The sequence below is a fragment of the Streptomyces sp. NPDC092045 genome (assembly GCF_044756005.1).
Classification (GTDB): Bacteria; Actinomycetota; Actinomycetes; order Streptomycetales; family Streptomycetaceae; genus Streptomyces.
Window position 1 is genome coordinate 595,486 of the sequence record NZ_JBIVSC010000001.1, and the last position, 13,564, is coordinate 609,049.

Annotated in this window: 15 protein-coding genes; 9 read left to right on the plus strand and 6 right to left on the minus strand. The window is 73.6% G+C overall.

The window, feature by feature from the left end:
- Nucleotides 1-17 precede the first annotated feature (17 nt).
- From ACIQKA_RS02785 to ACIQKA_RS02820, 8 genes are all read left to right on the plus strand, one after another.
- Nucleotides 18-296 carry a type II toxin-antitoxin system Phd/YefM family antitoxin gene (locus ACIQKA_RS02785; protein ID WP_383158079.1) on the plus strand — a complete coding sequence of 93 codons (279 nt, stop codon included), beginning with the start codon at nucleotides 18-20 and terminating at the stop codon, nucleotides 294-296.
- A 184-nt stretch (nucleotides 297-480) separates the two neighbouring features.
- Nucleotides 481-783, plus strand: a complete 303-nt coding sequence (locus ACIQKA_RS02790) for an urease subunit gamma (RefSeq protein WP_383158077.1) — start codon at nucleotides 481-483, stop codon at nucleotides 781-783.
- Between the two features lie 13 nt (nucleotides 784-796).
- A complete protein-coding gene (locus ACIQKA_RS02795; protein ID WP_383437685.1) occupies nucleotides 797-1,162 on the plus strand; it encodes an urease subunit beta in 366 nt (121 codons plus the stop codon).
- The gene (locus tag ACIQKA_RS02800; RefSeq protein WP_383442797.1) at nucleotides 1,155-2,876 is read left to right on the plus strand and encodes an urease subunit alpha; all 1,722 of its coding nucleotides are present in this window, start codon (nucleotides 1,155-1,157) and stop codon (nucleotides 2,874-2,876) included. The genes ACIQKA_RS02795 and ACIQKA_RS02800 overlap by 8 nt, the downstream gene beginning before the upstream one ends.
- Before the next feature lie 5 nt (nucleotides 2,877-2,881).
- Nucleotides 2,882-3,589: an urease accessory protein UreF gene (locus ACIQKA_RS02805; protein WP_383158071.1), complete on the plus strand. Its 708-nt coding sequence runs from the start codon at nucleotides 2,882-2,884 to the stop codon at nucleotides 3,587-3,589.
- A 60-nt stretch (nucleotides 3,590-3,649) separates the two neighbouring features.
- Complete coding sequence (gene ureG, locus ACIQKA_RS02810) at nucleotides 3,650-4,327, plus strand: urease accessory protein UreG (RefSeq protein WP_383158069.1); 678 nt, start codon at nucleotides 3,650-3,652, stop codon at nucleotides 4,325-4,327.
- Nucleotides 4,324-5,067 (plus strand): urease accessory protein UreD, encoded by a 744-nt coding sequence (locus ACIQKA_RS02815; RefSeq protein ID WP_402540238.1) that lies wholly within the window; start codon nucleotides 4,324-4,326, stop codon nucleotides 5,065-5,067. The genes ureG and ACIQKA_RS02815 overlap by 4 nt, the downstream gene beginning before the upstream one ends.
- Nucleotides 5,068-5,245: 178 nt before the next feature.
- Nucleotides 5,246-6,826, plus strand: a complete 1,581-nt coding sequence (locus tag ACIQKA_RS02820; RefSeq protein ID WP_383437682.1) for an alpha/beta hydrolase — start codon at nucleotides 5,246-5,248, stop codon at nucleotides 6,824-6,826.
- Nucleotides 6,827-6,904: 78 nt separating this feature from the next.
- On the opposite strand, the gene ACIQKA_RS02825 is transcribed toward ACIQKA_RS02820, so the two are convergent.
- Entirely contained in the window at nucleotides 6,905-7,645 is a 741-nt protein-coding gene (locus tag ACIQKA_RS02825) for a lysophospholipid acyltransferase family protein (RefSeq protein ID WP_390106984.1), read from the minus strand.
- Nucleotides 7,646-7,773: 128 nt separating this feature from the next.
- Here ACIQKA_RS02825 and ACIQKA_RS02830 point away from each other — a divergent pair, with 128 nt between their 5' ends.
- Nucleotides 7,774-8,757: a DUF3048 domain-containing protein gene (locus tag ACIQKA_RS02830; protein WP_402540239.1), complete on the plus strand. Its 984-nt coding sequence runs from the start codon at nucleotides 7,774-7,776 to the stop codon at nucleotides 8,755-8,757.
- A 25-nt stretch (nucleotides 8,758-8,782) separates the two neighbouring features.
- On the opposite strand, the gene ACIQKA_RS02835 is transcribed toward ACIQKA_RS02830, so the two are convergent.
- From ACIQKA_RS02835 to ACIQKA_RS02855, 5 genes are all read right to left on the minus strand, one after another.
- Nucleotides 8,783-9,016: a hypothetical protein gene (locus ACIQKA_RS02835; protein WP_383160317.1), complete on the minus strand. Its 234-nt coding sequence runs from the start codon at nucleotides 9,014-9,016 to the stop codon at nucleotides 8,783-8,785.
- Between the two features lie 173 nt (nucleotides 9,017-9,189).
- On the minus strand, nucleotides 9,190-10,140 hold the full coding sequence (locus tag ACIQKA_RS02840; RefSeq protein WP_383160318.1) for a cytochrome c oxidase assembly protein: 951 nt from the start codon (nucleotides 10,138-10,140) through the stop codon (nucleotides 9,190-9,192).
- A gap of 124 nt (nucleotides 10,141-10,264) precedes the next feature.
- Nucleotides 10,265-11,290: a 6-phosphofructokinase gene (locus ACIQKA_RS02845; RefSeq protein ID WP_383435700.1), complete on the minus strand. Its 1,026-nt coding sequence runs from the start codon at nucleotides 11,288-11,290 to the stop codon at nucleotides 10,265-10,267.
- A gap of 158 nt (nucleotides 11,291-11,448) precedes the next feature.
- Nucleotides 11,449-12,177 carry a type 1 glutamine amidotransferase gene (locus ACIQKA_RS02850; RefSeq protein WP_125667136.1) on the minus strand — a complete coding sequence of 243 codons (729 nt, stop codon included), beginning with the start codon at nucleotides 12,175-12,177 and terminating at the stop codon, nucleotides 11,449-11,451.
- A gap of 19 nt (nucleotides 12,178-12,196) precedes the next feature.
- The gene (locus ACIQKA_RS02855; protein ID WP_366372509.1) at nucleotides 12,197-13,444 is read right to left on the minus strand and encodes a MurT ligase domain-containing protein; all 1,248 of its coding nucleotides are present in this window, start codon (nucleotides 13,442-13,444) and stop codon (nucleotides 12,197-12,199) included.
- Nucleotides 13,445-13,564 lie beyond the last annotated feature (120 nt).

A 13,564-nucleotide genomic window follows, 5' to 3' on the forward strand; every position in this document is an offset into this window, starting at 1 on the left:
GCCGTAAGATGAGGAGCATGACCTACGAGATCCCGGTGACGCAAGCGCGAGCCGAGCTCGCGGACCTCATCAACCGCGTCGTGTACGGCGGTGAACGCGTCGTCGTCACCCGCCACGGGAAGCCCCTCGTCGCCCTGGTGTCCGCCGCCGACCTGGACGTGCTCGAAGGGGCGGCGCAGCCGGAGGAGGAGCGGGTGGTCCGCTCGGTCTCCGGCTTCCATTCCCTCGACTCCGCTCCCGGCGAACAGGGGCACTTCGGCCTCGCCGCCCGCCACCGCGAGCCCGGCACCCCCTAGGGGGTGTCACCGGTCGGATGATCATGAGAACGCAAAGCCGAAGTTAACGAGCCGGAAAAACTTCCGCCCTAACGTGCAATGTCTCGCCGCGGGCCGCATCCGGGCAGTTCAACAGAGTGTTGACGGTCGGTAGGGTCCGCAGCTGTCCGGGTGCCGTCCCGGTCGACGACTGTGAGGTGGAAGAGTGCAACTGAGCCCGCACGAGCAGGAACGCCTGCTCATCCATGTGGCGGCGGACGTGGCCGAGAAGCGCAGGGCCCGGGGCGTACGGCTCAACCACCCCGAGGCCGTCGCCCTCCTGACCTCCCACGTCCTGGAGGGCGCCCGCGACGGCCGGACCGTCGCCGAACTGATGGCCTCCGGCCGCGAGGTGCTCACCCGCGACGACGTCATGGAGGGCGTCCCCGAGATGATCCACGACGTCCAGGTCGAGGCCACCTTCCCGGACGGCACCAAGCTCGTCACCGTCCACGACCCCATCGTCTGAACGGGCGCCGCCGATGATTCCCGGAGAGATCCTGTACGCGGACGGCCCCGTCGCCCTCAACGAGGGGCGCCCCGTCACCCGCCTCACCGTGCTCAACGCCGCCGACCGGCCCGTCCAGGTCGGCTCCCACTACCACTTCGCCGAGGTCAACCCCGGCCTGGAGTTCGACCGCGCCGCCGCGCGCGGACGACGGCTGCACATCGCCGCCGGGACCGCCGTCCGCTTCGAGCCCGGCATCCCCGTCGAGGTCGAGCTCGTCCCGATCGCCGGCCGCCGGATCGTGCCCGGACTGCGCGGCGAGACCGCCGGCCCGCTCGACGCCGACCGGGTGACCGGGCCCGCCGCGAACGCCGGCACCGACGGAGGCCCCCGTGCCTGAGCTGCACCGCTCCGCGTACGCCGACCTGTTCGGCCCCACCACCGGCGACCGGATCCGCCTCGCCGACACCGACCTCCTCGTGGAGATCGAGGAGGACCGCTGCGGCGGCCCCGGCCGCGCCGGCGAGGAGGCCGTCTTCGGCGGCGGCAAGGTCGTCCGCGAGTCCATGGGACAGGCCCGCACCACCCGCGCCGAGGGCGCCCCCGACACCGTGATCACCGGCGCCGTGGTCGTCGACCACTGGGGGATCGTCAAGGCCGACATCGGCATCCGCGACGGGCGGATCACCGCCCTCGGCAAGGCCGGCAACCCCGACACCATGGACGGCGTCCACCCCGGCCTCGTGATCGGCCCCGAGACCGAGATCGTCGTCGGCAACGGACGGATCGTCACCGCCGGCGCCGTCGACGCCCACGTCCACTTCATCTCGCCGACCGTCGTCGAGCAGGCCCTCGCCACCGGCGTCACCACCCTCGTCGGCGGCGGCACCGGACCCGCCGAGGGCACCAAGGCGACCACCATCACCCCCGGACCCTGGCACCTGGCCCGGATGTTCGAGGCCCTCGACACCTTCCCGGTCAACATCGGCCTCCTCGGCAAGGGCAACACCATGTCCCGCGAGGCCATGCGCTCCCAACTGCGCGGCGGGGCCCTCGGATTCAAGATCCACGAGGACTGGGGCGCCACCCCGGCCGTCATCGACGCCTGCCTGGGCGTCTGCGAGGAGACCGGCGCCCAGCTCGCCATCCACACCGACACCCTGAACGAGGCGGGCTTCGTCGGCGACACCCTCGCCGCCATCGCCGGCCGCACCGTCCACGCGTACCACACCGAGGGCGCCGGCGGCGGGCACGCCCCCGACATCATCACGGTCGTCTCCGAGCCGTACGTCCTGCCCAGCTCCACCAACCCGACCCGCCCGCACACCGTCAACACCATCGAGGAACACCTCGACATGCTGATGGTCTGCCACCACCTCAACCCCGCCGTCCCCGAGGACCTCGCCTTCGCCGAGTCCCGCATCCGGCCCTCCACCATCGCCGCCGAGGACGTCCTCCACGACCTCGGCGCCGTCTCGATCATCTCCTCCGACTCCCAGGCCATGGGCCGGATCGGCGAGGTGATCATGCGCACCTGGCAGACCGCCCACGTCATGAAGAAGCGGCGCGGCGCCCTCCCCGGGGACGGCCGCGCCGACAACCGCCGCGCCCGTCGCTACGTCGCCAAGTACACGATCAACCCCGCCGTCGCCCAGGGCATGGACCACCTCGTCGGCTCCGTCGAGCCCGGGAAGCTCGCGGACCTGGTGCTCTGGGAGCCCGCCTTCTTCGGCGTGAAGCCGCTCGTCGTCCTCAAGGGCGGCCAGATCGCGTACGCGCAGATGGGCGACGCCAACGCCTCCATCCCCACGCCCCAGCCGGTCCTGCCGCGCCCGATGTTCGGCGCGCTCGGCAAGGCCGCGGCGGCCGGCTCGTTCAACTTCGTCGCGGAGGCGGCGATCGAGGACGGCCTGCCGCAACGCCTGGGCGTGCACAAGGAGTTCACCGCCATCGGGAACACCCGGAGGGTCACCAAGGCCGACATGCGCGAGAACGACGCGCTGCCCCGGGTCGAGGTCGACGCGGACACCTTCACGGTGACCATCGACGGCGAGGCGGTCGAACCGGCCCCCGCCGCCGAACTGCCCATGGCCCAGCGGTACTTCCTCTTCTGATGGAGATGCCGACGAAGACGGGACCGGGGGAGCGGACGGAACCGCGACCGGGCGCGCGATCCGCCCTCCTCGTGCTCGCCGACGGGCGCTTCCCCGCCGGCGGGCACGCCCACTCCGGCGGCGCCGAGGCCGCCGTCGGAGCCGGCCGGATCAAGGACGCCGACGACCTGGAGGCCTTCTGCCGGGGACGCCTGCACACCACGGGCCTCACCTCCGCCGGACTCGCCGCCGCGGCCGCGCACGGACTCGACCCGCACGCGCTCGACGCGGCGGCCGACGCCCGCACCCCCTCGCCCGCCCTGCGCGCCGCCGCCCGCAGGCTCGGCCGCCAGATGATGCGGGCCGCCCGCGCCACCTGGCCGGACCCCGCGCTCGACGCCCTCGCGGCGGCCTTCCCGCGCGGCGCCCACCAGCCCGTCGTCCTCGGCGCCGCCGCCCGCGCCGCCGGACTCGGCCCCGAGGACGCGGCGCACTGCGTCGCGTACGAGACGATCAGCGGCCCCGCGACCGCCGTGGTGCGCCTCCTGGGCCTCGACCCCTACCGGGCCACCGCCGTCCTCGCCCGCCTCGCACCCGAGACGGACCGGGTGGCCGAGCGGGCCGCCGCGGCCGCCCGGGAAGGGGTGGACGCCCTGCCGGCCGCCTCCGCCCCCCTGCTCGACCTCACCGCCGAACAGCACGCGTCCTGGCCGGTCCGCCTCTTCGCGTCCTGACGCCCCGACACCCCCGACGTCCCATCCCCTTCCACGACACGACCACCCCGGAGCCGCCCCATGCACCTCGGCCACGCCCACGCCCACCACGGCGCCGTCTCCGCCGACGCCCACCGCCCCGACGGCACCCGTCGCGCCCTGCGCGTCGGACTCGGCGGACCGGTCGGCTCCGGCAAGACCGCCACCGTCGCCGCCCTCTGCCGCGTCCTGCGCGACACCCTCTCCCTCGCCGTCGTCACCAACGACATCTACACCCGCGAGGACGCCGAGTTCCTGCTCCGCGAGGCCGTCCTGCCGCCCGAGCGGATCCGGGCCGTGGAGACCGGCGCCTGCCCGCACACCGCCATCCGCGACGACATCTCCGCCAACCTCGAAGCCGTCGAGGAACTGGAGGACGCCGTCGGGCCGCTCGACCTGATCCTCGTCGAATCCGGCGGCGACAACCTCACCGCCACCTTCTCCCGGGGACTCGTCGACGCCCAGGTCTTCGTCATCGACGTCGCCGGCGGCGACGACATCCCGCGCAAGGGCGGTCCCGGCGTCACCACCGCCGACCTCCTCGTCGTCAACAAGACCGACCTCGCCCCGTACGTCGGCTCCGACCTGGGACGGATGGCCCGCGACGCCGAGGAGCAGCGCGGCGAACTGCCCGTCCTCTTCACCTCCCTGCGCTCGGCCGAGGGCGTCGGCCCCGTCGCCGACTGGGTCCGGGCACGCCTCGCGGCATGGACCGCGTGAGCCTGCGCGCCACCGCCCGGATCGCCGCCGACGCCGGCGGCGGGCTGCCGCTCCTGGTGAGCGACGGCCCCCTCGCCCTGCGCCGCACCCGGGCGCCGGAGCCGTACGCCCGGGTCACCGTCGTCGGGGCGATGAGCGCCCCGCTCGGCGGCGACCGGCTCGCGATCGAGACCGGGGTACGGGCCGGGGCCCGGCTCCTGGTCGACTCGGCCGCGGCCACCCTCGCCCTGCCGGGCCGGAGCGCCGACCCCGCCGCGTACGACGTCCGGATCGACGTCGCCGACGACGGCGTGCTCCGCTGGCTGCCCGAGCAGGTGGTCTCCGTCCACGGCTCGCACCTGCGGATGCGCACCACGGTCGAACTCGCCCCCACCGCGCGGCTCGTCCTGCGCGAGGAGCAGGTCCTCGGGCGGCACGGCGAACCGCCCGGCACCCTCGCCACCCGTCTCGCCGTCCGCCGCGCCGGACGCCCCCTGCTCGACCAGGAGCTGTCCTTCGGCCCCGGCGCCCCCGGCGGCTGGGGCGGCGGCGCGGTCCTCGGCGGCCACCGGGCCACCGGGCAACTCCTCGTCGTCGATCCGGCGTTCGCCGAGGAGCCGGTGGAGACCCGGCTCCTCGGGGAGCACGCGGTGATCGCCCCGCTCGCGGGCCCCGCCGCCCTCGTCACCGCCGTGGCCCCGGACGCCCTGGCCCTCCGCCGCCTCCTCGACACCGCCCTGGACGCGCTCGCCCCGTTCTGAACCGCGCCGTCCGGCCCCGGGACGTCACCGCTCAGCGGTACACCACTCTCCGGTTATGGGTTCGGCAAAGAAACACGCGTTCGCCCTTTCCTCCCGGGTCTCCCTGGCGAAAGGATCTCCTGGACCACCAACACCGGGCGCCGCGACGGGAAACGGCGCCCCCACCGGGGGAGAACCCATGAGACGTACGACAGTGCTCGGCTCGGCCGGCACGCTGATAACCGGCGCGCTCGTCGCGGGCGCGCTCGCGGCTCCGACGGCGAACGCCCAGAGCGACCGGCACCACCGCGACGCCGAGTCGATCGGCGTCGCGGTCGCCGCCGCCCGGGCCGCCGCCACGGGCATCGACTGGCAGGACTGTCCGGCCGACTGGGGCCTGGAGAAGCCGATCCAGTGCGGCTGGGTCACCGTCCCCGTCGACTACGCGAAGCCCGACGGCAAGAAGATCAAGATCGCCGTGGACCGGATCAAGTCCACCGGCACCCCCGCCGAGCGCCAGGGCGCGCTGCTCTACAACCCCGGCGGCCCCGGCGCCTCCGGCCTGCGCTTCCCGCGCCGCGTCACCACCAAGAACGCCATCTGGGCGGGCGCCGCCAAGGCCTACGACTTCGTCGGCTTCGACCCGCGCGGCGTCGGCCACTCGGCCCCCATCTCCTGCGTCGACCCCACCGAGTTCGTCAAGGGCCCCAAGGCCGACCCGGTCCCCGACGGCGAGGCCGACAAGCGCGCCCAGCGCAAGCTCGCCGCCGAGTACGCCAAGGGCTGCGCCGAGAAGAGCGGCGCCGTGCTGCCCTTCATGACCACGCCCAACAGCGCCCGCGACCTCGACGTCGTCCGCGCCGCCCTCGGCGAGCGGAAGCTCAACTTCGTCGGCGTCTCCTACGGCACCTACCTCGGCGCGGTCTACGGGACCCTCTTCCCCACCCACGTCCGCCGCATGGTCCTCGACAGCGTCGTCAACCCGTCCCGGGACAAGATCTGGTACGAGGCCAACCTCGACCAGGACATCGCGTTCGAGGGGCGCCTCAAGGACTGGATGACCTGGGTCGCCCGGCACGACGCCACCTACCACCTGGGCGACAGCTACGCCGAGGTCCGCGAGCAGTGGGACGTCCTGCGCGCCGCCGCCAAGAAGAACCCGCTCGGCGGCAAGGTCGGACCGGCCGAACTCATCGGCTTCTTCCAGAACGCGCCCTACTACGACTCCATGTGGGCCCCGGTCGCGGAGGCCTGGAGCGCGTACGCCGCCGGCGACCCGCAGCCGCTGATCGACTCGGCCGCCGCCGACCTCACCGACACGGCCGGCAACATCGCCTCGGAGAACGGCAACGCCGTCTACACCGCCGTCGAGTGCGCCGACGCCCCCTGGCCGACCAGCTGGCAGAAGTGGGACCGGGACAACACCCGCCTCCACCGGAAGTACCCGTTCATGACCTGGGCCAACGCCTGGATGAACCTGCCCTGCGCCACCTGGGCGGCCCCGCGCCAGCAGCCGGTCGAGGTGAAGACCCACCGGGGCCTGCCGCCGGTGCTCATCGCCCAGGCCGAGCGCGACGCCGCCACCCCGTACGCCGGCGCCGTCGAACTGCACAAGCGCTTCAAGGGCTCGCGCCTGATCACGGAGCGGGACGCCGGCTCGCACGGCATCACCGGCCTGGTCAACCCGTGCCTCAACACCAAGGTCGAGGCCTACCTGCTGACCGGGAAGCTGGACGCCGTGGACCAGACCTGCGCCCCGCACGCCACCCCGCAGCCGTAACGGCACGGGCACGGCGGCGGGAGGGGGCGGACCGTCCGGCGGTCCGCCCCCTCCCGCCCCGCTCGCGCGGATCCGCCCTCAGCGTCCCCCGCCGGGGGACTTTCGCGGCTCCCCGCCCGGAGGGTCCCCGGGCTTCCCGGCCTCCGCCTCCGCGGCCTTCACCACCGCCGCGTACTCGTCCACGTACTCCTGCCCCGACAGGCGCAGGATCTCGTACATGATCTCGTCCGTGACCGCGCGGACCACCGCCTTCTCGCCCTCCTGCCCGGCGAACCGGGAGAAGTCCAGCGGCTCCCCGAACCGGATGGCGACCCGGCGGATCCGCGGCACGACCCGTCCCGGCGGCTGGATCTCGAAGGTCCCCACCATCGCGCAGGGCACCACCGGCACCCCGGCCCGCAGCGCCATCACCGCCACGCCCACCTTGCCCTTGTAGAGCCGCCCGTCGTGCGAGCGGGTCCCCTCGGGATAGATGCCGAGCAGCTCGCCCCGGTCGAGGACGCACAGCCCCTCCCGGATCGCCGCCCGCCCGGCCTCCTTGCCCGAGCGGTCCACCGGGATCTGCCCGGCGGCCCGGAAGAAGGCGGCCGTCAGCCGGCCCTTGAGGCCCGGCCCCGTGAAGTACTCCTGCTTCGCCAGGAAGGTGATCCGCCGGTCCAGGACGGCCGGCATCAGGAAGTGGTCGGAGAAGGAGAGGTGGTTGCCCGCCACGATCGCGGCCCCCTCCGCCGGGACGTGCTCAAGCCCCTCGATCCGCGGCCGGAACAGCAGCTTGAGCAGCGGCCCGAGGAGCACGTACTTCATCAGTTGGTAGAACACTCGCGACCCCGTTCGCCCGTCCGTCGGTCCGTCCGTCATGTCTTCGTCTTCCCGCCACGCCCGTTGTATCCGCGCGCGGGCCCGTGGTCCACTGGGAGGAGAGCGCCACCATGACCGACGGGCACCTCATGACCAGCGGACACGGCACCCGACGCCCCGGCCGGATCCTCACCGCGTTCCTCTGCGCGCTGACGGCGGCCGGGCTGTACGGCTGCTCCGGCACGACCGCGCCGCACCCGGACCCCACCACGGCCCCGGCCGGCCGCTCGCCCCTCACGGGCCTCCCCGCCGAACCGGGACCCGTCCTCGCCGCCAAGATCGACAACGTGGCGGCGGCCCGCCCCCACACCGGGCTCGGCGCGGCCGACCTCGTCTACGTCGAACAGGTCGAGGGCGGCGCCACCCGGCTCCTGGCCGTCTACTCCTCCCGCCTCCCCGAGCGCGCCGGGCCCGTCCGCAGCGCCCGTGAGTCCGACATCGCCCTGCTCGCCCCCTTCGGCCGGCCCGCCCTCGCCTACTCCGGGGCGCAGTCCGCCCTGAACCCGCTGCTCGCCGCCGCGCCGCTGTACCCGGTCACCGAGAGCACCGCGCCCGGGGCCTTCCTACGCTCCCCGGACCGGGCCGCCCCGCACAACCTCTACCTGCGTCCCGCCCGCGCCCTCGCCGCCGCCCCGGAGGCCGGGGACGCCCGCGACATCGGCCTCCGCTTCGGGGCCGCCCCGCCGGACGGCACCCCGACCACCGCCTCGACCGTCCGCTACCCGGCGGCCCGCTACACCTTCACCTGGTCCGCCGCCGACCGCGCCTGGCGGGTCGCCATGGACGGCCGCGAGGCCCGCGCCACGGACACCGGACCGCTCACTCCGGAGACGGTCGTCGTCCAGCGCGTCACCGTCCGCCCCTCCGGCTTCCGCGACCGGACCGGCGCGGTCTCCCCGTACACCGAGACCGTCGGCGAGGGCACCGCGCTCGTGCTGCGCGACGGGCGCGCTCACGAGGCCCGCTGGTCCCGGCCCTCCGCCGGGTCCGGCACGTCCTTCACCACCCCGGACGGGGCGCCGCTGGCCTTCGCCCCCGGGCAGGTCTGGATCGTCCTCGCACCGCGCGGATGAGGCGTACGGGGGCGCGGGGACGCCGTCAGAGGCCCGTGGGGCCCACGGGACCCGTGGGCCCCGGGCGGTCCGGCGGGCGGCGGCGCGGACCGGCGGCGACCGTCCCGCTCTCCGACGCGGCGACCCCGATCGTCACCACGATCAGCACCATCAGACCGAACCAGAGCCAGCCGCTGCTGCCGAGCGCGACCGTGTACGCCGTCGTCAGCACCAGCGCGGCGCAGGTGAGCACCGTCATCGTCTTCGTGGGACCGGACATCAGTCCGCCCTCCTCCCGACCGAGGCCGCGGAAGCCGTTCCGACCATCGTGACCCGGAGAAGGGGGCGCGCGCTACTCCCCGGACGCTCCGGCGTGCGCCGGAAACCGGCTTCCGCACGCGGAACGGGCCCGGCGCCGCACCGGCACCAGACCCGCCCACGACCTCCCGGAGGTCAGTTCCCCCGCGCCCGGAGCGAGGCCAGGTACGCGTTGTACGCCTCCAGCTCCTTGTCGCCGTCCCGGTCGGCCGCCCGGTCCTTGCGGACCGCCTGCCGCTGCTCGGAGTGGTACCACTGGTAGACGAGCGCGATCAGGACCAGCACGGACGGGATCTCGCTGAAGGCCCAGGCGATGCCGCCCGCCGCGTTCTGGTCGGAGAGCGCGTCGATCCCCAGCGAGGCCGGCGGGCTCGCGTACGCCTCGACCATCGGCTCCGAGGCCATCATCAGCGCGATGCCGAAGAAGGCGTGGAACGGCATGCCCGCGAACAGCTCCAGCATCCGCATCACATACCCCGGCCGGTGCGGCCCCGGGTCCACGCCCATGATCGGCCAGAAGAACACCACGCCGACCATCAGGAAGTGGACCATCATCCCGATGTGCCCCGGCTTCGACCCCATGAGGAAGTCGAAGAGCGGCGTGAAGTACAGCGCGTAGAGGCTCGCGATGAACATCGGGATCGTGAAGCCGGGGTGCGTGATCACCTTCATGTACCGGCTGTGCAGCAGCTTCAGGAGCAGCTCGCGCGGCCCGGTCGAGCCGCGGCCCGCCACCGGCAGCGCCCGCAGCGCGAGCGTCACCGGCGCGCCGAGCAGCAGCAGGATCGGCGACAGCATGGAGATCACCATGTGCTGCACCATGTGCACGCTGAACATGACCATGCCGTAGTCGTTCAGCCCGGTGCACATCACGAGCGCGACCGTGAGGACGCCGACCGCGAAGAACACCGTCCGGCTCACCGGCCACGCGTCCCCGCGCCGCCGCAGCCGCGCCACGCCCCACCCGTACAGGCCGAGGGCCGCGAGGCAGCCGACCAGGAAGAAGAGGTCGGGAGAGAACTCCAGGCCCCGCCCCAGCGTGAACGGCGGCAGGTCCGTGGTCATGCCGTGCCCGCTGTGATCCATCCGTACACTCCCGGAGCCCGATTCGCGCTTGTTGTCCGCACCAGACTAGAACCGCCCCCGGCCGCGATCGCGACCGGGGGCGGGTGTCACGTGCGGGAAGACGCACGGTCACGCACGGGAGCCGTCAGAGCACGCACTCCGCCTCGGCGTAGCGGTCGGCCGGAACCGTCTTGAGGGTCTCCACGGCCTGCGCCAGCGGAACCATCACGATGTCCGTGCCGCGCAGCGCGGTCAGCATGCCGAACTCGCCGCGGTGCGCCGCCTCCACCGCGTGCCAGCCGAAGCGGGTCGCGAGGACGCGGTCGTACGCGGTCGGGGTGCCGCCGCGCTGGACGTGGCCGAGGATGACCGGACGGGCCTCCTTGCCGAGCCGCCGCTCCAGCTCCACGGAGAGCTGGTTGGCGACGCCGGTGAAGCGCTCGTGGCCGTAGATGTCGGTGCCGGCGGTCTTGAACTCCATCGAGCCCTCGCGCGGCTTCGCGCCCTCCGCGACCACCACGATCGCGAACCGCTTGCCGTCCGCGAAGCGGGCGCCGACCCGGGCGGTCAGCTCGTCCGTGTCGAAGGGGCGCTCGGGCACGACGACCGCGTGCGCGCCGGCCGCCATGCCGGAGTGCAGCGCTATCCAGCCGGTGTGGCGGCCCATGACCTCGACGACCAGGACCCGCTGGTGGGACTCGGCGGTGGTCTTCAGCCGGTCGAGGGCCTCGGTCGCCACGGTGACGGCCGTGTCGAAGCCGAAGGTGACGTCGGTGGAGGCGATGTCGTTGTCGATGGTCTTCGGGACGCCGACGATCGGCAGGCCCGCGTCGGAGAGCAGGTTCGCCGCCTTCAGGGTGCCCTCGCCGCCGATCGGGATGATCGCGTCGAGACCGAGGTCCGCGACGTGGCCCCGGGCGCGCTCGACGCCGTCGACCAGGTGCGCGGGCTGGACCCGCGAGGAGCCGAGGATGGTGCCGCCGCGGGCCAGGATGCCGCCCACCGCGTCCAGGTCCAGCTTGCGGTAGTCGCACTCCAGGAGGCCCTTCCACCCGTCGTGGAAGCCGATGACCTCGTCGCCGTGGTCCACCACGGCGCGGTGCACGACGGACCGGATGACAGCGTTCAGACCGGGGCAGTCTCCGCCGGAGGTGAGCACGCCAATGCGCATAGCCCAAAAACCTTTGCAACGTGGGCCGACTCCCGGACCACGTCGTCCGGCTGGATCCCCGCCACCCTATAGCCGCCGGGTGGCGGGGCCGAACCGGATGTCCGCACAGTGGACAACGCACGTGCGTACGAGAGGTGCGGACGGACCGTGCGGGCCGGTCAGGCGGGCTGCGTGGCCGCCGCGATGCGCTCGGCGCGCAGCGCCTCGTACCAGCGGTCGTCCGTCGGCGGCAGCGCGTTCACGTCGAGGGCCAGCTTCAGGAGCAGGTCCGCGATCTGCGGGTTGCGGGCCATGACGGGGCCGTGCATGTACGTGCCGAAGACGGTGTCGTTGTACGCGCCCTCGGTGCCGTCGCCGGTGCCGTTGCCCTTGCCGAGGACGGTCCGGGCGAACGGCCGGGCCGTCGGGCCGAGGTGGGTGATGCCCTGGTGGTTCTCGAACCCGGTGAGCTGGGGCAGGCCCAGACGCGGGTCGATGTCCGCGAGGACGTCGCCGACGCACCGCTCGCCCTCGCCGCGCGTCGAGATCACGTCGATGAGCCCGAGGCCGGCCTCGCGCTCGCCGAGGTCGTTGATGAACTCGTGGCCCAGGATCTGGTAGCCGGCGCAGACCGAGAAGATGATCGCGCCGTTGGAGGCGGCCCGGCTCAGGCCGCCGTCCCGCCGCAGCCGCTCGGCCGCGAGCCGCTGCGGACGGTCCTCGCCGCCGCCGATCAGGTAGATGTCGCCCGAGGTCGGCACCGGCTGGTCGCTGCGGACGTCGACGCGCTCGACGCTGAGGCCGCGCTGCAGGGCGCGGCGCTCGACGACGAGGGCGTTGCCCTGGTCGCCGTAGGTGCTGAGCAGGTCCGGGTAGACCCAGACCAGGCGCAGGCTGCTGTCACTCATGCTGCATGTCCTCTACGGGTCAGTTGCCGACGCGGCGGCGGACGTCCTGGAAGGCGGTGTAGTTGGCGATCAGCTCGATCTGCCCGGGCGGGGCCATCGCGACGGCCTCGTCGAGGGACTCGCAGACGCGGAAGTCCACGCCCGCGACCTCCAGGCGGACCGCCAGGTCGAGCCTGCGGTCGCCGATCACCATGATCGGGTGGCCGGCGAGCCGGCCGTAGTCGACGTCCCACAGCCAGGAGGTGTCCGTGCCGTCGGCGCCGCGCGCGTTGACGGAGAGGATCACCGGGGCCGGCGGGCCGTCGATGAGCGAGAACGTCTCCAGCCAGCCGGCCGGGTTCTTCGCGAGGAGCAGACGCAGGTCGCGGTTCTGGAAGGAGACCACGTCATAGCGGCCGGCGACGGCCTGCACCTGGTACATGCGCTCCAGCGCCACCTGCGGCGGCACCCCGAAGACGGCGGCGACGGCGGCCGAGGTGGTGGCGTTCGCCTTGTTGGCGCGGCCGGGCAGCTGGAGCCGGATCGGCCAGGCCGAGCCGTGCGGGTCGAGCACGTGGTCGCCGCTGAGCGCCCAGCTCGGCGCGGGGCGCCGGAAGCCGCACTCGCCGCAGAACCAGTCGTCGCCGGGGCGCTGCATGACACCGCCGCAGGCGGGGCACGACCAGGCGTCGTCCTTCCACTCCTGGCCCGCGGCGACCCACACCACGTTCGGGGAGGAGGAGGCGGCCCACACGATCAGCGGGTCGTCGGCGTTGGCGATGACCACGGCCTTGGTGCCGTTGAGGCCCTCGCGCCACTTCTCGGCGAGCATCCGGGTCTCGGCGGCGCGGTCGAGCTGGTCGCGGGAGAGGTTGAGCAGCGCGATCGCCTTGGGCGTGGTGTCCCGGGCGACGCCCGCGAGGTACTTCTCGTCGACCTCGATCACGCCGTACCGGGAGTCCGAGCCGCCGGCGAGCGCCGAGGTGATGCCCGCGGGCATGTTCGCGCCGAGCGCGTTCGAGACGACGGGGCCGGCGGCGCGCAGGGCCTCCGCGATCAGCCGGGTCGTCGTCGTCTTGCCGTTGGTCGCCGACACCAGGACGACGTCCAGATGCTGGGCGAGGCGCCCGAGGAGGTCGGGGTCGAGCCTCAGCGCCACCTTGCCGCCGATCACCGATCCGCTTCCGCGACCCGCCGCCCGCGACACCGCGGCCGCGGCCCTGCCCGCCGTCACGGCCAGCTTGGCGCGCGGCGACAGCGGCTCTGGATTACCGGGGTGTCCTGACATCGTTCTTGTTCCTCCTCGCGTCGGTCCGGGCTCAGCCTATCGAGATCCGGCCAGGAGCCCGAACAGCGGCACCGCCGAGCGATCCCGTGAAACGGGCAGGTCACGGCGGACCGTACCCTT

Bases quoted from the DNA above. Each gene is read 5' to 3' on its own strand.
- ACIQKA_RS02785 (WP_383158079.1), top strand. From the start codon at position 18: ATGACCTACGAGATCCCGGTGACGCAAGCGCGAGCCGAGCTCGCGGAC.
- ACIQKA_RS02795 (WP_383437685.1), top strand. From the start codon at position 797: ATGATTCCCGGAGAGATCCTGTACGCGGACGGCCCCGTCGCCCTCAAC.
- ACIQKA_RS02805 (WP_383158071.1), top strand. From the start codon at position 2,882: ATGCCGACGAAGACGGGACCGGGGGAGCGGACGGAACCGCGACCGGGC.
- ureG (WP_383158069.1), top strand. From the start codon at position 3,650: ATGCACCTCGGCCACGCCCACGCCCACCACGGCGCCGTCTCCGCCGAC.
- ACIQKA_RS02820 (WP_383437682.1), top strand. From the start codon at position 5,246: ATGAGACGTACGACAGTGCTCGGCTCGGCCGGCACGCTGATAACCGGC.
- ACIQKA_RS02830 (WP_402540239.1), top strand. From the start codon at position 7,774: ATGACCAGCGGACACGGCACCCGACGCCCCGGCCGGATCCTCACCGCG.
- ACIQKA_RS02835 (WP_383160317.1), bottom strand. From the start codon at position 9,016: ATGTCCGGTCCCACGAAGACGATGACGGTGCTCACCTGCGCCGCGCTG.
- ACIQKA_RS02840 (WP_383160318.1), bottom strand. From the start codon at position 10,140: ATGGATCACAGCGGGCACGGCATGACCACGGACCTGCCGCCGTTCACG.
- ACIQKA_RS02845 (WP_383435700.1), bottom strand. From the start codon at position 11,290: ATGCGCATTGGCGTGCTCACCTCCGGCGGAGACTGCCCCGGTCTGAAC.
- ACIQKA_RS02850 (WP_125667136.1), bottom strand. From the start codon at position 12,177: ATGAGTGACAGCAGCCTGCGCCTGGTCTGGGTCTACCCGGACCTGCTC.
- ACIQKA_RS02855 (WP_366372509.1), bottom strand. From the start codon at position 13,444: ATGTCAGGACACCCCGGTAATCCAGAGCCGCTGTCGCCGCGCGCCAAG.